The 18,097-nt window shown below is 68.7% G+C and carries 16 protein-coding genes; 7 read left to right on the forward strand and 9 right to left on the reverse strand.

What is annotated here, in order from left to right; translation table 11 throughout:
* Positions 1–18 precede the first annotated feature (18 nt).
* The 3 genes from ACSG06_RS15945 to ACSG06_RS15955 form a co-directional block, all read right to left on the reverse strand.
* Positions 19–813 carry a creatininase family protein gene (locus ACSG06_RS15945; protein ID WP_440991264.1) on the reverse strand — a complete coding sequence of 265 codons (795 nt, stop codon included), beginning with the start codon at positions 811–813 and terminating at the stop codon, positions 19–21.
* An 81-nt stretch (positions 814–894) separates the two neighbouring features.
* Positions 895–1,596, reverse strand: a complete 702-nt coding sequence (locus ACSG06_RS15950) for a hypothetical protein (protein ID WP_440991265.1) — start codon at positions 1,594–1,596, stop codon at positions 895–897.
* Between the two features lie 83 nt (positions 1,597–1,679).
* The gene (locus ACSG06_RS15955; RefSeq protein WP_440991266.1) at positions 1,680–3,038 is read right to left on the reverse strand and encodes a zinc ribbon domain-containing protein; all 1,359 of its coding nucleotides are present in this window, start codon (positions 3,036–3,038) and stop codon (positions 1,680–1,682) included.
* A gap of 95 nt (positions 3,039–3,133) precedes the next feature.
* Here ACSG06_RS15955 and ACSG06_RS15960 point away from each other — a divergent pair, with 95 nt between their 5' ends.
* A complete protein-coding gene (locus tag ACSG06_RS15960; protein WP_440991267.1) occupies positions 3,134–4,627 on the forward strand; it encodes a hypothetical protein in 1,494 nt (497 codons plus the stop codon).
* 101 nt (positions 4,628–4,728) lie between these two features.
* Entirely contained in the window at positions 4,729–5,877 is a 1,149-nt protein-coding gene (locus ACSG06_RS15965) for an acyl-CoA dehydrogenase family protein (protein ID WP_440991268.1), read from the forward strand.
* A 23-nt stretch (positions 5,878–5,900) separates the two neighbouring features.
* On the opposite strand, the gene ACSG06_RS15970 is transcribed toward ACSG06_RS15965, so the two are convergent.
* Entirely contained in the window at positions 5,901–6,566 is a 666-nt protein-coding gene (locus tag ACSG06_RS15970; protein WP_440991269.1) for a DUF2306 domain-containing protein, read from the reverse strand.
* Positions 6,567–6,756: 190 nt separating this feature from the next.
* Here ACSG06_RS15970 and ACSG06_RS15975 point away from each other — a divergent pair, with 190 nt between their 5' ends.
* A complete protein-coding gene (locus tag ACSG06_RS15975; RefSeq protein ID WP_440991270.1) occupies positions 6,757–8,793 on the forward strand; it encodes a PAS domain S-box protein in 2,037 nt (678 codons plus the stop codon).
* Here ACSG06_RS15975 and ACSG06_RS15980 read toward each other — a convergent pair whose 3' ends face one another.
* The 4 genes from ACSG06_RS15980 to ACSG06_RS15995 all read right to left on the reverse strand — a co-directional run bounded on the left by ACSG06_RS15980 (position 8,794) and on the right by ACSG06_RS15995 (position 12,830).
* Positions 8,794–9,399, reverse strand: a complete 606-nt coding sequence (locus tag ACSG06_RS15980; RefSeq protein ID WP_440991271.1) for a HalX domain-containing protein — start codon at positions 9,397–9,399, stop codon at positions 8,794–8,796.
* A gap of 132 nt (positions 9,400–9,531) precedes the next feature.
* Positions 9,532–10,260, reverse strand: a complete 729-nt coding sequence (locus tag ACSG06_RS15985) for a DICT sensory domain-containing protein (protein WP_440991272.1) — start codon at positions 10,258–10,260, stop codon at positions 9,532–9,534.
* 99 nt (positions 10,261–10,359) lie between these two features.
* Positions 10,360–10,776: a DUF7960 family protein gene (locus tag ACSG06_RS15990; RefSeq protein ID WP_440991273.1), complete on the reverse strand. Its 417-nt coding sequence runs from the start codon at positions 10,774–10,776 to the stop codon at positions 10,360–10,362.
* 68 nt (positions 10,777–10,844) lie between these two features.
* Entirely contained in the window at positions 10,845–12,830 is a 1,986-nt protein-coding gene (locus tag ACSG06_RS15995; protein WP_440991274.1) for a 3-hydroxyacyl-CoA dehydrogenase/enoyl-CoA hydratase family protein, read from the reverse strand.
* Positions 12,831–12,946: 116 nt separating this feature from the next.
* Between ACSG06_RS15995 and ACSG06_RS16000 the strand changes: the two genes are divergently transcribed.
* Positions 12,947–14,098, forward strand: coding sequence for an acyl-CoA dehydrogenase family protein (locus ACSG06_RS16000; RefSeq protein WP_440991275.1), 1,152 nt, complete (start codon positions 12,947–12,949; stop codon positions 14,096–14,098).
* Between the two features lie 206 nt (positions 14,099–14,304).
* Here the strand turns inward: ACSG06_RS16000 and ACSG06_RS16005 are convergent, their stop codons facing one another.
* Positions 14,305–15,021, reverse strand: a complete 717-nt coding sequence (locus ACSG06_RS16005) for a class I SAM-dependent methyltransferase (RefSeq protein WP_440991276.1) — start codon at positions 15,019–15,021, stop codon at positions 14,305–14,307.
* A gap of 234 nt (positions 15,022–15,255) precedes the next feature.
* On the opposite strand from ACSG06_RS16005, the gene ACSG06_RS16010 reads away from it, so the two are divergent.
* From ACSG06_RS16010 to ACSG06_RS16020, 3 genes are all read left to right on the forward strand, one after another.
* A complete protein-coding gene (locus ACSG06_RS16010; RefSeq protein WP_440991277.1) occupies positions 15,256–15,831 on the forward strand; it encodes a DNA-3-methyladenine glycosylase family protein in 576 nt (191 codons plus the stop codon).
* A gap of 288 nt (positions 15,832–16,119) precedes the next feature.
* Positions 16,120–17,658 (forward strand): Na+/H+ antiporter NhaC family protein, encoded by a 1,539-nt coding sequence (locus ACSG06_RS16015; protein WP_440991278.1) that lies wholly within the window; start codon positions 16,120–16,122, stop codon positions 17,656–17,658.
* The gene (locus ACSG06_RS16020; protein ID WP_440991279.1) at positions 17,655–17,927 is read left to right on the forward strand and encodes a DUF7513 family protein; all 273 of its coding nucleotides are present in this window, start codon (positions 17,655–17,657) and stop codon (positions 17,925–17,927) included. The genes ACSG06_RS16015 and ACSG06_RS16020 overlap by 4 nt, the downstream gene beginning before the upstream one ends.
* Positions 17,928–18,097: the final 170 nt, after the last annotated feature.

An 18,097-nucleotide genomic window follows, 5' to 3' on the forward strand; every position in this document is an offset into this window, starting at 1 on the left:
CGGCCCGGAGCCGCGGAGCTACCGCCGACTGCCCGGCTGCGGGTCGACGTGCGGTTCGCCCATGAGGTCGTCGAACGGCTGCTCGTCGAGCCACTCCAGCAGGGCGACGAGCTGCTCGGTCGCGGCCTCGAACAGCTGCTCGCCCTTCTCGGCCGTCGCGTCGGTCTGGTCGCCGAAGACGCCGTTGGGCGAGTTGTCGATGGCGTCGTAGTAGTTCCGCGCGCCGTGGATGGTGGGGTCCCCGTCCTCGAGGTTCACGCGGCCGCCGTCGCGGGCCTCCTCGAGCCGGTCGTCGTGGACGTTCTCGGGGTCGAGGTACAGCAGCATCGCCGTCTCCTTCGGGCCGCCGTGGGGGCCGTTGTGCGCGAACAGCTCGTCGACGAGGTCGGGGATGGACTCGTCCCACATCCACTCGACGGCGAAGGCGGTGCGGTCGTCGCGCAGGCGACGGCCGACCTCGCGGAGGTGCTGCATGTTGCCACCGTGGGCGTTGACGTAGACGACACGGTCGATGCCGTGGTGGGTGAGGCTGCACGTCATGCTCTCGACGTAGTCGCGGAACGCCGGCGGGTCGACCGACATCGTCCCGTGGAACTGCCGATGGTGCATGCTGACGCCCACGTTCACCGTCGGCGTGCAGAGGTAGCCGGCGCGGTCGGCCGCCTCGCGCGCGAGGTGCTCTGCGATCACGTGGTCGGTGCTCTCGGGGAGGTGTGGCCCGTGCTGCTCCGTCGACCCGAGGGGGACGACCGCGAGCGACTCCTCGGCGAAGTAGTCGCCGAGCTCCGGCCACGCCTGATCGGCGAGGTACATGCTCGTGGACGGGGTCCGGTCGGACAAAAGGATGGTCCTCCCGGCCAGCCGCGGGTGGAATCCGTCCCGCCCCGCTGTCGGTTACTCGTCGCTCCGGCGCCGGCGGTCGCCGCTCCGCGAGTTCCCCGAGCCGGACGACCCGCCACGGTCCCCGGAGCCGCGCTTGCCGGACCGGCTCCCGGAGGAGTCTCGCTTGCCGGACCGATTCCCGGAGGAGTCGCGTCGGGACGTCTCGACCGACGACCCGGACTTCGAGGACGCCCCCGACGTGGAGGCCGACCCAGACTTCGACGCTGACCCGGACGGCGACCGGCGGCTCCCCGACGGCTCCGCGCTCGCCGACTGGTCGCTTCCGGACCGGGAGTTCGAGCTGGCGGACGTGCCACCGGTGTTCGAGGAGGTGCCGCCCGACCGTCCACCGCTCCGACCGGTTCGAGCCTCCCGCCCCGAGGCCCGCTGTGGGGTTCCCGAGGTGGCCGCTCGGCCGACGCCGGTGGACGCACTCTGGGTCCCGGCCTCGACCGCGTCGGCGACGACCTTGTACGTCGTCCCGGCCATCCCGGCGAGCCAGACCGCGGCGCCCGCGAGGACGAACACGCCGCCGAGGAGGAGGGCGACGATGCCACCGCCGGCAGACCCGTTGTCGATGGCTGCGGCACCGACGGCACTCGTGAGGAAGAGACCGACGAAAGCGATGCCGCCACCGACGAGCGCCACCAGGAGCTGGTAGCCCATCAGTTTGAACCCGTACTTGATCCCGTCCGCCGTCGAGACTGCTGTCATCGTCCCACCATGCAGGACTCTTGTCAGTCGCGCGTTTAGTTCTTCTCGCCAACTGGTACCAGTACCTGGACGCGAGCCCAGGCTCAGGCCGACGCGAGCCACTGCTGCCGCCACCAGAGGTAGAGCCCGGTGACGACGAGGTTCAGGTACGGCACTGCGACGAGGTAGTACGCGGCCGAGGGCTTGCGTCCGGTCTCGTGGGCGACGTACCGCCGGTCGAAGTAGAGGGCGAAGGGGGCGAGCGTCGGCGTCAGCACCACCCCGAGTTCGAGCAGCCCGGCACCGTCGCCGACCCAGGGGACCGTCCCGGCCGCGACGGCCGTCGGGTCCGCTGCGATTCCGACGGCCGCTCCCAGGAACGTCAGTACCGCGGGGACGAGTACTCCGGCCCACCAGCGGCTGCTCGGGGCGGCCGGTTCGTACGGGGCGTCCGCATCGGCCCGCCGTGCGGCCTGTCGCTCGGCCAGCCGTTCGCTGCGGTCGCGCTCCGGCGCCGGCCGCCGTGCTGGCTCGCGTCGTGGTGGTTCATCCCGATGCTGGTCACGTCGGGGCCGCTCGCGGTAGCCCCCGGCGGCCTCGCGCGCTGGTTCCCGGTCGGAGCTGACCGGTTCGGCGCGCCGTTCGCGTTCGTACTGGACCTCGCCGCCGCCGGCATCCGTCACTCGGCCACGGTCCTCGCGCGGCCCGGTGCGACGCCCGTCGCGGTTCCGTGCTCCCTCTGGGCGCTCCCGTCGGGGGCGCTCGCGATAGTTGCTCTCGCTGACCCCGTGCCGTCGGGAGGGCGACTCCGGACCGTCCGAGCCGGTGTCTGCTGCTCGGGTGTCGTGGGGCGACTCCGCCGCTCTGTCCGCATCGTCGGCCGACCCGGCGACGTCCGGCTGGGACGCACCACAGCCGGTGCAGCGGACCGCCTGTGCGACGAGCACGGACCCGCACTCGGGACAGCGCTTCTGCCAGGACTCCAGGGATTCCTCGTCGCCGTCCGCGGCGTCGGTCCAGTCCTCTCCATCACGGGTCGACCTCTCTTCGTCGGACGGGTGTCGCTCATCGTCGCCGTCACGACTGCCGGTGGCGGCCCCACCACGACCGACGTCGACGTCGTCGCCCGCATCGCCCGCATCGCCCGTAGCGCCCGCATCGCCCGAATCGTCCGCGTCGCCCGCCGTAGACCCGTCCGGCACCGCCGCCGGCGACGCCGGGTCTGTCGCCCACAGCATCTCCTCCGACTCGCCGGGTTCTCCGTCGCCGGTCCCCCGGTCAGTCGGGTCGTCATCGTCGCCCGGTCGCGTGGGCGACCTCGCTCGGGCCGTCGGGCCGGTCGACTCACCGTCCCGGTCGGCGGCGAGCGACGTCCCGCAGGCCGAGCAGAACCGGTCACCGGCGTCCGCCCGCGTGCCACAGGACGGGCAGACCGTCGCGTCGGCACCACCGTCACGACTCATTGGTTGTTGACACGTTCGGCTGGGGGCGGTATATAAGTTCCTGCACGCCCCGGTGGACTCAACGCCTTTCATCCTGCGTCACGTAGCGGGAATCGATGCGCCGCCGTGCCCTGCTCTCCACCCTCGCAACCGCCTCCATCGCCGGCTGTAACGGCCTCGCAGACGACAGTGGTCGGACGACGCGACCGCCGCTGGACGTCGAGACACCGACCCCGACGGCGACCGAGTCGCCCTTCGCGGAGCCGACCGTCGTGCCGACGCCGACCACCCGTACCGAGGTCGGTCCCGACAAACGGCTCGTCTCGCTCCGCGCCACGGACGTTCCCGACGGGCTCGCCACCGAGGCCGGCTTCGTCGGGGCGGCGACCGAGTCGCACCCGGCACTGCTCTGGATCGGTCTCCGGAACGTCGCCGAGTCCGACCGGACGGTCGAGTTCGGCGCGACGCCCCCAGTCTCGAGCTATCGGCTCCGCGGCGGTGACCTCCCGCTGTACGTCGTCCCCGTCTCCCGCCCCGAGCCGACCGAGGGCGTCCGCCTGTGGAACGACTGCTGGAAGACCCGCTCCCAGTCGGTCGTCGACGCCGAGGACACCACCCGGTCGGTGACCATCCCGCCCGGAGCGACCGTCGGCGGGCTCTACGGTGTGGTCGTGATGCGGGGCGCCGACGTCTGCCTCCCGACCGGTCAGTACGAGCTGGCGGGCGACGGCGGCTGGACGCTCGGCCTCTCGGTGTTCCCCCGCCGCGGGACCGAGCCGGGGAGCTCGCAGTTCACGGACCCGTCGACGCCCGCGCTGGCCGCGAACGACGGAGTCGTCCGCTGGTTTCACGAGGCCGACGCCGAGACGAGTCGCTACCTCGACCCGAGCGCGGAGCAGGTCGGGCTCACGAACGGGCGACTCCGGGCCACGCTGTCCAACTACGGTCCGGGCTCGCTGGTCCACGACGGGGCGTGGGCCCTCCTCCACCGGTACGACGGCGACTGGAAGATCGTCGCACCACTGGTTGCCCGGCCCGAGGACGGCGAGACGGTCGTCAGACCCGGGGAGACCGACACCACGACCTTCGACGTCGACAGTCGCCCCCGGCTCGACTACGGTGACCCCGCGACCATCGGCGGCCTGACGCCGGGGCGGTACGCCGTCGCCTACCCGCGCGTCGACGTCTGGCGAGGCAATACGTGGACGTCGACGGACATCTTCGCCGCGCTGGTGGACCTCGTCGGCGACGCGCCCGAGCTCGCGCCGTCCGGCATGGTCGAGTCGACGACGCGGAGCGGTGACACCCTCCAGGTGACCGCGAGGGGCGACTCCGGTCCGTCGGACGCGCTCGTGGTAGTCGAGCGCACCGCGACTCTGCCCGACCGTTCACTCGTCCTGCCGCAGGTGCTCCAGTTCGAGGCGCTGCGCGACACGCTCGGCTACCTCGTCGAGGACGACGAGCTGCGACGGGTCGAGCTCCGGACGCCCGACGTCCGACGCGAACGGCTCGCCAACGGGGCAGCGAACCTGGGGCTGCCGACGGTGCCCGACGGCGTCGCGTTCGCCTTCGGGGGACGCGGCTACCGGGTCGAGTTCGAGGCGGCCTGAGGCTCCGCCTCGTCACGGGTCACTCGACGGCGGACGGCCGGACCCCGGGGTACGCGGGCCGTCGGCGCACCGTATTTGAGTGTCCGGTCCGAAGCCGGCCCATGGAGCTCTTGGAGGACAGTCTCGTTCCGGAGACTGCCCACGATATCAAGGCCGAGGCGCGCGAGTTCGCCGCCGAACACATCGAGCCGAACGCCCAGGCGCACCACCAGAGCGGGGAGTACCCCTGGGAGGTGCTCGAGGCCGGACAGGAGGCCGGGCTGGTCGCCCAGGACATCCCCGAGGAGTACGGCGGCCGGGGACTCTCGCTCCCGGAGATTCTCGCGATGACCGAGGAGTTCTACCGGGCCGACGCCGGCATCGCGCTCACCCTCCAGCTCGCCAGCTTCGGCTGCGAGATGACCTACGAGTACGGGAACGAGGAACAGAAGGAGCGGTTCCTCCGGCCCGTCGCCGAGGGCGAACAGATCTCCGGGCTGGCGGTCTCCGAGCCCGAGACCGGCAGCGACCTCGCCGGCATCGAGACGACGGCCGAGAAGGACGGCGACGAGTACGTCCTCGACGGCGAGAAGTACTGGATCGGCAACGGCGTCGAGGCCGACTGGATCACCGTCTACGCCCGGACCGGCGACGACGAGGACAACCGCTACGGCAACCACTCCATCTTCATCGTGCCCACCGACGTCGACGGCTACGAGGCCGAGCACATCCCCGAGAAGATGGGCTTCCGTGCGTCCAAGCAGGCCCACATCACCTTCGACGGCGCCCGCATCCCCGAGGAGAACCTCGTCGGCCACGAGGGGAACGGCTTCATGATGCTCGCCGACTTCTTCAACCACGGCCGCATCGCCGTCGCGGGCCACGGACTCGGGCTCGCCGCCGCCGCCATCGAGGAGGCCTGGGAGTTCACGCACGACCGCGAGCAGTTCGGGCGCTCCATCTCGGACTTCCAGGCGGTCCAGCACGACCTCGCCGACATGCTGCTGGAGTTCGAGGCCGCCCGGTCGCTCGTCTGGCGCGCCTGCGAGAAGGTCTCGTCGGGACAGAACCCCGGCTACTGGGCCGCGCTGGCGAAGACGAAGGCGACCGAGACCGCGACCCAGAACGCCGAGCTGGGGATGCAGCTCCACGGCGGTCGCTCCGTGCTCGACGAGCGTCGCATCGCCCGTGTGTACCGCGACGTCCGTATCCCGGTCATCTACGAGGGCGCGAACGCCATCCAGCGCAACCTCATCTACCGGCAGGCGTAGGTCTCGACGGTCCTCCCCCCGGTTCAGAAGACGCCCGAGAGCGGCCCGACGTCGGCGTACCTCGCCTGCCAGTAGAGGATGAGGGGCACGCCGAGGGCGGTCGGCCCGAGCCACGCGACGACCGCCGGGACGGGCGTTCCGGCGAGGTTGACCACCGCGACGGCGGTGACCGTCGCGATGTAGCCGCCGACCATCCTGCTCAGGTGGTCGACGACGGGGCCGTCCCTCGTGTCGCCGGTCCGGAACGCCCGGATGTCGCCGACGCCCATCAGGAGGCCGATGCCCCCGAACACCGAGAGCACGAGCCCCATCCCCGTCCCCGCCACGAGCAGCGAGACGCCCCAGCCGCCGAGCGCGAGGCAGGCCGCGACGACGAGAACCGCACCGAGCCAGTCGACGGTCTTCGCGCCGCCGACGGGTCGGCCGGTCATCGTCCGGTACCCGGAGAAGACGAGGTAGCCGCTGAAGACGGCGACGAGCACGAGGAACGCCCGCAGGAAGCTCTGCTCGAACGCGAACAGCACGGGGACCGTCGCGACGACGGCGGTCATCGCCGCGACGTAGATCCGCCCCGACAGCCGGTGGCGACGGCTCCCCTTCGAGGTCACGAGTGCGCCGAAGCCACCGAGGAGCGCGAGGACTCCCGCAGCGATGTGGAACCACAGCGTGTACGCCTCGGCAGTGGCCATACGGAGCCCACCGTGCTCGGCGGCGTTAGCCGTTCTGGTTCCCGGAGTCGCCGTCGTCGTCCCGGCACCGCGGCGCGACCAGGGTAGACAACCACAAGCGTCTTTATCGCGACACCGAAACAGAAGGTCAACAGAACCGCGACCGGCCGACGCCGGCGAGACGTGACCGGTCGCGAGCAGGACTCAACAAATGACGGCCACGAAACGGGTTCTCATCATCAGCAACGACGCGCAGTTGCGCGCCAGTCTGGCAGCCCCCCTGCAGTGGTCCTACCCGAACGTCGAGGTGCTCACCGCGGCCGGCTTCACCGGGGTCATCGAGCACCTCGCCGACGGCGAGCTCGACTGCATCGTCAGCGACATGGCGACCATCGACGCCGCCCCCGCGGTGCTCCAGGCGACCCGCGAGCGTCACCCCGACATCCCGCTGCTCGTGCTCACCGAGTACGAGGCCGAACGCGGCAGCGGCGCGGCCGTGATGGAGGTCGTCGACTTCCTCGACGGCGTCGGCGACGCCGGCTCCGACGACGCGTTCGCCGCCTGGGTCGCCAACTCGGTCGTCCGCAACCCGACCGACGCCGCCCCGCCCGGGGGAAGCCGCCCCGAGGACCTCGTCCGCGACGTGAAGCGCGCGCTCGTCGACGCCTCCTCGCCGATGGACATCGAGCAGGCCGTCTGCGAGCAGCTCACCCTCGGCGGCCGCTACACGTTCGCCTGGATCGGCGAGTACGACAAGCGCGAGGGACAGGTCGTCCCGTGGGTGTCCGCGAGCGCGACCGACGACTGGCCGGTGAGCGTCACCTTCCCCGTCGGCCGCGGTGGCGGCCAGCAGACGGTCATCGAGCGTGCCCTGCGGACCCGCGAACCACAGGTCGTCAACGACATCGAGGCCCACCGGGCGGCCGTGCCGTGGCGCTCGGCCGCGACCGAACGCGACTGCAACGCCGTCGTCGTCGCGCCGCTGTACTCGGACGACGAGCTGTACGGCGTCCTCGGCGTCTACTCCGACGACCCCGGTGGGTTCTCCGAGATGGAGGTCAGCGCGCTCTGGGAGATCGCGAGTAGCGTCTCGCACGTCCTCGACACCATCGCCATCCGCGGGCGCATCGACCAGCAGGAGCGGGTGCTCAGACGGTACGAACGGCTCGTCGAGACCGTCGGCGACGGCATGTACGCACTCGACGCCGACGGCCACTTCATGACCGTCAACAACGCGATGCGGTCGATGACCGGCTACAGCCGGGAGGGCCTGCTCGGCGAGCACATCTCCATCGTCCTCGACCAGGCGGACGTCGAGCGCGGTGCGAAGCGCATCCAGGAGATGGTCGCCGCGGACCGGATGGAGGGCGAGACCGCCGAGGTGACCATCCACACGAAGGACGGCCGCAGCTACCCCTGCGAGGTCCAGTTCGCACTGCTGCCCTACGACGACGGGGAGTTCCGGGGCACCGTCGGCGTCATGCGCGACATCACGGAACGGAAACAGCGCGAACGCGAGCTCCAGCGCCAGAACGAGCGCCTCGACGCGTTCGCGAGCATCGTCAGCCACGACCTCCGGAACCCGCTCGGCGTCTCGCAGGGCTACCTGGAACTGGCGCTGGAGAGCGCCTCGGACGACGTCCGGAGCTCGCTCGAACACGTCGCAGACGGCCTCGAACGGATGGAGGACATCGTCGCAGACGTGCTCGCCATCGCCAGACAGGGCCAGACGGTGACCGAGACCGAGTCGATGGAGCTCGAATCGCTGGTCCGCGAGGCCTGGACGAACGTCGAGACGCCCGCGGCGACGCTCTCCATCGAGGGGTCCGCCCGCGTCGAAGCGGACCGCTCACGGCTCCTGCGGGCGTTCGAGAACCTGTTCCGGAACGCCATCGAACACGGTGGCGAGGCGGTGACCGTCGAGGTCGGACTGCTGTACGAGGAGCCGGACCACGCCGTCGAGACCGGTGGGTTCCGGTTCCCGGAGGCTGGCGGCACCGGCGTCGAGCACGTCGGGACGGAGACGCCGACGATGGTCGGGTTCTACGTCGCCGACGACGGCGAGGGGATGCCGAAGGAGGTGCGAGAGAACGCGTTCGACTCGGACTTCACGACCTCGGACGAAGGGCTCGGCATCGGACTGTGGGTCGTCAGAGAAGTCGCGAGTGCGCACGGCTGGAGCACGCAGGTCGTCGAGAGTCAGGCGGGTGGGGCCAGGTTCGAGTTCTCGGACGTCGACTCGGCGTGATCAGCTGCCGCCGGGGAGGTCCTGGAACGCGCCGACGAAGTCGTCGTGGTCCTTCATCCCGGAGACAGTCTGGTCGACGCGCTCCCGGAGCTCGTCCACGCGCTCACAGAGCTCGGCGTACTCGTCGTTGTCCTCCAGTTCGCGCTCCGATTTCTCGGACTCGAGCAAGGACTTCTTCGAGACGAGCGCGTAGTACTCCTGGATGTCTGTCTCGTACTCGGATCGCCCGGTGACGCTCTCGACGACCTCGAGGAGTTCGTCCTTCGAGACCGGCTTGACGAGGTAGTCGTCGAAGCCCATCTCGATGATGTCGAAGTCCGGGTCGACGGCCGTCACCATCACGACTCGACAGTCGTAGCCATCCTCGCGGATACGGTCCAACACCTCGTCGCCAGAGAGGCCCGGCATCCGCCTGTCGAGCAGGACGATCTCGACCGAGTCTGCCATCAGCTCCAGCGCCGACTCACCGTCGTAGGCGGCCTCGACGTTGTAGTCCGCCTGGAGCCACGCGGCGAAGAGATCTGCCAGTCGCGACTCGTCGTCGACGACGAGCACCTCGAGGCCACCAGATGTGTCGCCAGCCCCTTGACCGTCGTTTTCTGCCACGTTCGGTCAATGGTGTCTATGGTTCATAAATGCCGCGCCCACATTACTTCCTTCTGATACAATCTGGCGGAGATAACAACAGCCGTCGGGGTACCCCTGTCACATCTTCCCGAGATGTACGTCTTCGGCGGGTCAGGGAGCGACGCGGTCGTACCTCCCGGAGAGGTACTCGACGACACGGTCGACGACGTCCGGGTCGTACGTCCAGCAGCCGTAGAACCCCTCTATCTCGCCTTCGTGGGCGAGGAGCGCGCACTTCTCGGCGGGCGTGTCGCCGCCGTCGAACGCGACGAACCAGGTGCGCTGGAGCTCCTCGTCGTCGTTCGCGTGGACCGTCAGCCCGTCGACCTCGACGCTCGCGTCCGGTGCGCCGTAGACGTGGATGTCGAGGTCGGTCGTCGCCAGGCGGCGGTAGACGTCGGTCTGGGCCGCAAAGCGCGAGAGCTGCTGGAACCCGACGTGGAGCTCGCCGGTCCCGTGTCGGAACGCACGGTCCTCGATCTCCCGCGTCACGTGCATCATGCGACCGGTGTCGTAGGAGGTGAACGTCGTCTCCTTCAGCGGCGAGAGCAGTCCGGCGTGGTCCGTGTCGTCGATGCCCAGGCCGTCGGGCCCCGGCGTCGGACCGTCGAGCAGTGCCTGCAGCTCCTCGCCGTCGACGGCGGTGTAGAACTCGTCGGGCGCGGTCAGCGTGGCGAACGTCGGGGCGTCGGCGACCGTCTCGTCGACGTCGACACGGACGTTCATGTCCTCGAAGAACGACGCGAGTTCGGTGTCCAGCGACGACGCTGGCGGGAGGTTGAACAGCGTCAGCGTCTTCTCGCTCGACCGGACCCGGTCGATGATGTCGAGGAGTGTCACACACCTACCTCGCGTGGCGGGGGATTTGAGGTTTGCCCCTCCGGCTCGCCCCGGTTCCGACCCGGACGGTCCGTATCCTGCCGTCCGCGCACCCCCGGGTCAGCCTGCCGCGAGCGTCCACTGGACGAGTCTCGCCTGCACGCGTGCGGAGTCCTCCGCCTCGTCCGCCGACAGCGTCGCCTCGCTCTCCGCGAGCATCCGGCGCTCGACGGGGCCGTGGTCGGGCTCGTCGCGCACGTCGTTCAGGAGCGCCTCGAAGTCCTCGCGCAGGTCGAACGACGCGCGGGCGACGTTGCACCGCGACAGCGGGCTCATCCCCATGTCGAGGACGAGGTCGCGTACGAGTTCCCAGTCGTTCGCACAGAAGTGGATGGAGACCTCGCCGACGATGTCCTGCCAGGCGATGGCGTCCGCATGCTTCATCTCGGGAACTGCGCGGGGCGGCAGGTCGAGCCTGACCGCCGTGTCCGGGTCGTCGCAGAGGCAGCACGGCTGTTCGGTCTTGCCCGTGTACACATCCTCCGCTTGGAGCCGTATCGAAAAAACGCTGTCTCAGCCGGACGGGGCCGCCGCGGCCGGGGCCGTTACTTGCCCTCGAACTCGGGGTCGTCGTCGCCGAAGAAGGCGTTGATCCCCTCGTGGACGTCCTCGCTGGCGACGACGTGGCCGAAGCCCATGGACTCGACCTCGAGGCCAGCCTCGTGGTTGTCCCAGCCCTTGAGCATCGCGCGCTTGGTGAACCGCTGTGCGAGCGGCGGGCCACCGGCGAGCTTCTCGGCGTACTCGACCGCAGCGTCGGCGAACTCGTCGGGCTCGTAGACCTCGTTCACGAAGCCGTAGTCCGCCATCGTCTCGGCCTCGAACCGCTCGGCCGTGAGGATGATCTCCTTCGCGCGGCCCATGCCGACGATGCGCTGGAGACGCTGGGTGCCGCCCCAGCCGGGGATTAGGCCGAGGTTGAACTCGGGCTGGCCGAACTCGGAGCGCGTCGTCGCGACGCGCACGTCGGCGCAGGTCGCGAGCTCCATACCGCCGCCGAGACAGTAGCCGTCGATGGCCGCGACGACGGGCATCTCGACCTCCTCGAGGCGACCGAACGTCTCCTGGCCGTACTTCGAGAGCTCGACGGCGTTGAACGGGTCGGCGCCACCGCCCGCGATGCTCATGAAGTCCGCGCCGGCGGAGAACGCCTTCGAGCCCGCGCCGGTGAGCAGGATGGCGCGCACGTCCTCGTCCTCGTCCATGAGGTCGATGGCGGCGTCCAGCTCCTCGATGAGTTCGAGGCTGATGGAGTTCATCTGCTGGGGCCGAGAGAGCTCGATCTGACCGACCATGTCGCCGGGGTAGCTGACCTCGAGCGTGTCGAAGTCGGGTGCGCCGTCCTCGTCGCCCTCGTCCTGGTCGTAGAAGCCACCCTCCTCGACGACGGTTTCGAGGTAGTCGAACGCCTCGTAGCGCGGGTGACCGGACTCCTCGTACGCCGCATCGAGCGCGTCCGCGAGCGCCGCGACGCCGTACTCGTCACAGAACTTCGCCGGGCCCTTCGGCCAGCGCCCGCCGAGCTTGACGGCCGTGTCGATCTCCTCGGGCGAGGCGACGTCGTCGCCGACGAGGTAGGCGACCTCGTTCGCGAGCGCGGCGAGCAGGCGCTCCTTGACGGTCTCGTTGAACAGGTCGTCGTCCATCGAGACGTCGGCGCCGTCGCCGTCCTCGTAGTCGTAGAACCCCTTCCCGGACTTCTGGCCGAACTCCTCGTTCTCGACCTTCTCGACCATCATCGGTGCCGGCTCGTAGCGGTCGCCCGCGACCTCGTGCATGTAGTCGAGGACGTGGTAGCCGACGTCGATGCCGACGTAGTCCGACAGCTCGAAGCTCCCCATCGGCAGGCCGATGTCGAACTTCGTCGTCGCGTCGACTTCCTCGATGGTCGCGACGCCCTCGTCGACGAGCCACGCGGCCTCGTTCATCAGCGGGACGAGGACGCGGTTCACGATGAAGCCGGGGACGTCCTTGCGGACGCGGACCGGTGTCTTGCCGAAGTCCTCGGCGAGGTCCTCGACGATGTCCAGCGTCTCGGTGTCGGTGTGCTCGCCGGAGATGACCTCGACGAGGTCCATCCGGATCGGCGGGTTGAAGAAGTGCATCCCGCAGAAGCGCTCCGGACGGTCGGTGAACTCGGAGAGGTCCGTGATGGAGAGCGAGGACGTGTTCGTCGTGAAGACGGTGTGGTCGGGCGCGTACGCCTCGACGTCCGTCCAGGTGTCCTCCTTGACGTCCATGCGCTCGGGGACGGCCTCGATGACGACGTCGGCGTCGGAGACCGTCTCCTCGAGGTCGACCAGCGGCGTGACGCGGTCGAGGGCGGCGTCGGCCTCGTCCTCGCCGATCTGCTCGCTGTCGGCGAGCTTGCCGAGCGACCACTCGATCTTGTCGTAGCCGCCCTGGACGAACTCGTCCTTGATGTCGCGCATCTTCACGTCGTAGCCCGCGAGTGCTGCGACTTCGGCGATGCCGTGTCCCATGTTGCCCGCACCGAGAACTGCGACGGTGTTGATTTCTTCCAGCTCCATGGGCCACAACTCAATTGGAACCCGTTTCAAGGTTTCCCTTAGCGAACACAGAAACTTCTTGCCAGTTTAGAACCGGGTACATACCTTTTTAACGAACAATGCGTTAATGGTTTACTATGGATTTCGCGCTGTCCGACGAGCAGAAACAGATCAAGGAGGAAGTCGCCCGCTTCGCGGAGAACGAGATCAAGCCGGTCGCACAGGAGTACGACGTCGAGGAGAAGTACCCCTGGGAGATCATGGAGAAGGCCGCCGACGCCGGCCTGCTCGGCGCCCACATCCCGTTCGACTACGGCGGCGCCGACTACGGCAACCTCGAATCGGCACTCATCACCGAGGAGCTGTTCGCCGTCGACCCCGGCATCGGTCTCTGCCTGACATCCGCCTCCTTCGGTGCGGACGCCATCATGGAGTTCGGGACCGAGGACCAGAAGGAGCGCTTCCTCGAGCCCATCCCGACCGGTGACGCCATCATGGGCGCGGCCATCTCCGAGCCCGACACCGGCTCCGACGTCTCCTCCGTGAGCACGCAGGCCGAGAAGGACGGCGACGAGTGGGTCATCAACGGCAACAAGATGTGGATCACGAACGGCTCCATCGGCGACTACTACGTCGTCCTCTGCCAGACCGACCCCGACGCCGAGGGCCGCTACAACGGCTTCAGCCAGATCGTCGTCGAGTCCGACCGCGACGGCTTCGAGGCCGAGAAGATCACCGGCAAACTCGGCATCCGCTCGTCGGACACCGCCGAACTCATCCTCAACGACGTGCGCGTTCCCGAGGAGAACCTCATCGGTACCCGCGGCATGGGCTTCCTCCAGCAGATGCAGTTCTTCGACGAGACCCGCACCGCTGTCGCCGCACAGGGCGTCGGCATCGCCAAGGGCGCGAACGAGGCCGCACTCTCCTACGCCCAGGAGCGCGAGCAGTTCGACCGGCCCATCTCGGACTTCCAGGCCATCCAGCACAAGCTCGCCGACATGCACACCCGTACCGAGGCCGCCCGCATGCTGACCTACAAGGCCGCCTGGAACGTCGACCAGGGCGAGGACATCACCAAGCTCGCCTCCATGGCCAAGGAGTACGCCTCCCGCGTCGCCGTCGACGTCGCCAACGAGGCCGTCCAGATCCACGGCGGCGCCGGCTACGTCAACGACTTCCCCGTCGAGCGCTTCTACCGCGACGCGAAGATCACCCAGATCTACGAGGGCACCACCGAGATCCAGAAGAACATCATCGCCCGCGAGCTGCTCGGTAAGGGTTACTAAGCGACCATCTTTTTCCCGCTCGGGTTCTCGCTGCGCTCGAACCCTCGCGGCAAAAACATGGATGAAAACGGCCGGGTGCTCACTGCGTTCGCGCCCGGGGAACCGCACTCGCTTCGCTCGTGCGGACGTTCGGTCTGATTTCTGTGAAGGCTCGTGTGCGCTCTCCTTCGGTGAAGGGTCGCGTCAGCAGGGTCGTTGCTCGTTCCTCATTGCACAGTCGCCTCCGGTTTCGGCACGTAGACCAGCGGCACGTGGCCCCAGGCCCACCGCTTCTCGGGTTTTGCGGCGATCTCCCAGATGCTGTGGGGCCAGGTCCCGAGCGCGTTCCTGACGACGTCGAACGAGAGCGTGCTCTCCTCGGCCATGACGAGCCCGAAGCGCTCGGCGTACTCGTCGGGGTCGCGTCGGGGGTCGTCGCTGTCCTGAAGGTCGGCGTGCTGGGCGCGGAACTGCGCCGCGCCGAACTCGTTCACGTAGCCGAGCACGAGGTGGCCGTCGGGGGCGACCGCGTCGTAGAGGTTCTGGAGTGCCTGCTCGGTCTCGGTGACGTACGCGAGAGTCCCGTAGCACAGGACGAGGTCGTACTGTCGGTCGGGGTCGAACTCTGGGAGGACCGCGCGCTCGAAGCGCACGTTGTCGAGGCCGTCGTCGGCTGCGCGCTCGCGGTTCTCGTCGAGGATCGCTTCGGCGGCGTCGTAACCGACGACGTCCGCGTCGGGGTATCGTTCCGCGACGTCGAACGTGACGACGCCCGGGCCGCAGCCGACGTCCGCGAAGGAGTCGAGACCGTCGGTCTCAGCGACGAGATCGGCGAGTGCCTCCCTGACGTGGTGCGCGCTCGGTGTCGCGCTCTCGTGATCGTCCGCGTCGGCCGTCCGCCAGTACTCGTCCCAGTCGATGGTCGGCTGGTGTGTCTCTGTCATCGTAGTGTCTGGTTCTGGATGTTTCCGTGGTTGTCACTCTGTGGGGCAGTACTCGGGCTCGTCGAATCCGGCTGCTTCGTGCGTGTCTGCCGGGAGAGAGGATAGCTACCGCTACTCCATAAGAGTTTCCAAATAGATTAAGTTTACTTCCTACTTACATATTCTCGCGCTGGGGACTTAGTTCTTTTGGGGCGGGTGAATGGCTTATCCCGCTGGGGGTCCTGCCATCGGACGATGAGCCAGGACGCGTTCGACCACCTTCGAACCGACCCCGAACTCGGGCCGGTCGTCGAGGAGCACGGTGCAGTGGAGCTGGAGCCTGCCGAGGACCTGTTCGAGCGACTGGTCCGCTCCATCGTCAGCCAGCAGGTCTCGACGTCTGCAGCGACCGCCATCCGGGAGCGGCTGTACGACGCGGTCGAGATCGCACCGGGAGCCATCCTCGCCGCCGACGAGGCCACCCTCAGGGATGCGGGCCTGTCCGGCCAGAAGGTCGGGTACGTCCGGAACGTCGCCGAGGCCTTCGAGGAACACGACTACACGACGGCTTCCTTCGAGGCCTTGTCCGACGAGGAGGTCGTCGACGAACTCACCGAAATCACGGGCATCGGCGTCTGGACGGCCAAGATGCAGCTCATGTTCAGTCTCGCGCGCCCCGACGTGTTCCCGGTCGAGGACCTCGGCATCCGCAACGGGATGACGGCGCTCTACGGTGACGAGCTGACCCGCGGCGAGATGGTCGAGACCGCCGAGCGATGGCGTCCGTACCGCTCGTACGCGTCGCTGTACCTCTGGCGGACCGTGGACTGACCGGGTCCTGGAGAGCGACCGGTGCAAACCCGACATCCGTTCACGCCCGTCTCCGAACACAGCCAGTTCTCGCCACTGCATCCGTAAAATTAGCGCTCACATCCGTCCACAGGAAGAGAGGACGCCAGGGCGGCAATCGTTCCCTGCCCGCGGGACGAGCGGATACGGACGCGCTACCCAGCCAACGGTGCCAACCTGCGCGTTGGCACATGTTCACACAACAGCGAACCGGAAAGTATCGGCCGGTTTCGTGCGGTTTTATCGAGTGTGGGATGCACCGCCTTCCCGATGGTAGAGACGGAGACGACCGAACCCGCCGATGCATCGGACCCGCCCGACCTGGAGTTCTACGGTGGGCGTGCCACGAGCGCACTCCCACTCACCGTGTTCGTCGCCTGGGCCATCTTCCAGAGCGGCGTCCTCGGTGTCGGCGACACGCAGGGACTCGTCGTCGGGATGCTCGCCGGCCTCATCGCCGGACTGTTCCTCGTCAAGGGCTCGTGGAAGGACTACGCGGACACGATCTTCGACGGGATGACCCAGCGCGTGGCCGCGACCGCCGTCGTCGCCTGGCTCTGGGCCGGCATGTTCGCGAACGTGCTCCGGGCGGGTCAGTTCGTGAACGGCCTCGTCTGGGCCGCAGACGTCACCGGCGTCGCGGGCGACCTCTTCCCGGCGCTGACGTTCGTACTGGCCGCCCTGCTCGCGACCGGTATCGGGACCGGCTACGGGACGGCCATCACGTTCACCACCGTCGTGTTCCCCGCCGGTATCCTGCTCGGGGCCAATCCGACGCTGCTGTTCGCCGCCATCCTCTCCGGGGCGGTGTTCGGTGACAACCTCGCGCCGGTCTCTGACACGACCATCGTGAGCGCGGTGACCCAGGACGCCGACATCGGGGGCGTCGTCTCCTCGCGGCTGAAGTACGCGCTCGTCGCGGCCGTCTTCGCGTTCGCGGCGTACGTCCTCGCCGGCCTGTCGATGTCCGGCATCGAGGTCACCGGTGCGGGGACGAGCCTCGCAGACCAGGCGAACGCCGCGGGCCTCGTCCACCTGGTGTCGATGGGCGTCGTCATCGTGACGGCCATCAGGGGTCGCCACATCGTCGAGGCCATCACGTGGGGGCTGCTGACCGCCATCGTGGCGAACCTGACGCTCGGGCTCTCCACGCTGGCCGACATCGTCGTGTTCGTCGCGCCCGCCGAGACGAGCCTCGCCTCCGAGTTCACGTGGCTGCCCATCGTCCGCATCGCCGGCCCCGACGAGCCCGTCGCCGTGGGCGGGGCACTGTACGACGGTGCGGTCGGCTTCTTCCCGCTCATCGTCCTGACGCTGCTCATCGTCGCCGCCGCGGAGATCATGATCCGCGGGGGCGGCTTCGAGGCCATCCTCGACTTCCTCATCGGCTCCGTCGCGACGACGGTCCGCCGCACGGAGCTGACGATGGTGCTGGGGACGGCGCTGGTCAACGGTATGATCACGATCAACACCGCCGCAGAGATCGCCATCGCACCGTACATCGCACGGCTGGGTGGCCGCTTCAACCTGAACGGCTACCGGCGCGCCAACATCCTCGACGCGAACACCTCGGCCCTCGGCTACATCTTCCCCTGGGGCGGGGGTCTGCTCGCGGGCTACGGAGCGATGACGAGTCTGAGCGACAGCATCCCCTGGTTCACCGAGTCGATGGTCGTCAACCCCGTCACCGTCTGGCCGTACGTCTTCCACGGCTGGTTCCTCGTGGGGGTGTTCGTCTTCGCGGCGTGGACGGGCTACGGTCGCGAGTACGTCCACGACCGCCAGTCAGCGGAGGTGGAGCGCGTATGAGCTCCCTCTCTTCGGTGTTCGCCGGTATCGGCTTCCGGACCAGCACCCCCTCGTTCAGTCAGGGCGAGGAGGTGACGGCGTTCGTCAGCGGGGTACAGGACGGCGATGCGGTCCTCCGCATCGGCGATTCGCGCCTCGCCGTGTCGGGCGTCGACGACCCGGCCGACCTCGTCGACGAGCGGGTCCGCGTTCGCGTCGAGACCTTCGACGAGACATCCCACTCCGGCACCGCGGTGCTCCTCGCCGTCGTCGAGGGCCGCGGCCTGTAGTCGGCCACCGGCTCCCCGGTACCAGCCGAACCGGTGGTAGGAGACGGCGAAGGTGCCCGCGAGCGAACCACCTATTGGTCTCGATTGCGTGCCCCCGACGATGACAGGCGACAGTCGTGTGGCCGAGGTGACCCCGGAGTGAGCGCACGGACCGACGCGGTCGAGGGGGC

It is taken from the genome of Haloarchaeobius baliensis (assembly GCF_052060055.1).
In the GTDB taxonomy this organism is placed as follows: Archaea; Halobacteriota; Halobacteria; order Halobacteriales; family Natrialbaceae; genus Haloarchaeobius; species Haloarchaeobius baliensis.

What these genes read in the sequence shown, in the direction of transcription:
- ACSG06_RS15975 (WP_440991270.1), top strand. Translation starts at nt 6,757, where the DNA reads ATGACGGCCACGAAACGGGTTCTCATCATCAGCAACGACGCGCAGTTG.
- ACSG06_RS15970 (WP_440991269.1), bottom strand. Translation starts at nt 6,566, where the DNA reads ATGGCCACTGCCGAGGCGTACACGCTGTGGTTCCACATCGCTGCGGGA.
- ACSG06_RS15955 (WP_440991266.1), bottom strand. Translation starts at nt 3,038, where the DNA reads ATGAGTCGTGACGGTGGTGCCGACGCGACGGTCTGCCCGTCCTGTGGC.
- ACSG06_RS15965 (WP_440991268.1), top strand. Translation starts at nt 4,729, where the DNA reads ATGGAGCTCTTGGAGGACAGTCTCGTTCCGGAGACTGCCCACGATATC.
- ACSG06_RS15945 (WP_440991264.1), bottom strand. Translation starts at nt 813, where the DNA reads ATGTACCTCGCCGATCAGGCGTGGCCGGAGCTCGGCGACTACTTCGCC.
- ACSG06_RS16005 (WP_440991276.1), bottom strand. Translation starts at nt 15,021, where the DNA reads ATGACAGAGACACACCAGCCGACCATCGACTGGGACGAGTACTGGCGG.
- ACSG06_RS16000 (WP_440991275.1), top strand. Translation starts at nt 12,947, where the DNA reads ATGGATTTCGCGCTGTCCGACGAGCAGAAACAGATCAAGGAGGAAGTC.
- ACSG06_RS15995 (WP_440991274.1), bottom strand. Translation starts at nt 12,830, where the DNA reads ATGGAGCTGGAAGAAATCAACACCGTCGCAGTTCTCGGTGCGGGCAAC.
- ACSG06_RS16015 (WP_440991278.1), top strand. Translation starts at nt 16,120, where the DNA reads ATGGTAGAGACGGAGACGACCGAACCCGCCGATGCATCGGACCCGCCC.
- ACSG06_RS16010 (WP_440991277.1), top strand. Translation starts at nt 15,256, where the DNA reads ATGAGCCAGGACGCGTTCGACCACCTTCGAACCGACCCCGAACTCGGG.
- ACSG06_RS15950 (WP_440991265.1), bottom strand. Translation starts at nt 1,596, where the DNA reads ATGACAGCAGTCTCGACGGCGGACGGGATCAAGTACGGGTTCAAACTG.
- ACSG06_RS15960 (WP_440991267.1), top strand. Translation starts at nt 3,134, where the DNA reads ATGCGCCGCCGTGCCCTGCTCTCCACCCTCGCAACCGCCTCCATCGCC.
- ACSG06_RS16020 (WP_440991279.1), top strand. Translation starts at nt 17,655, where the DNA reads ATGAGCTCCCTCTCTTCGGTGTTCGCCGGTATCGGCTTCCGGACCAGC.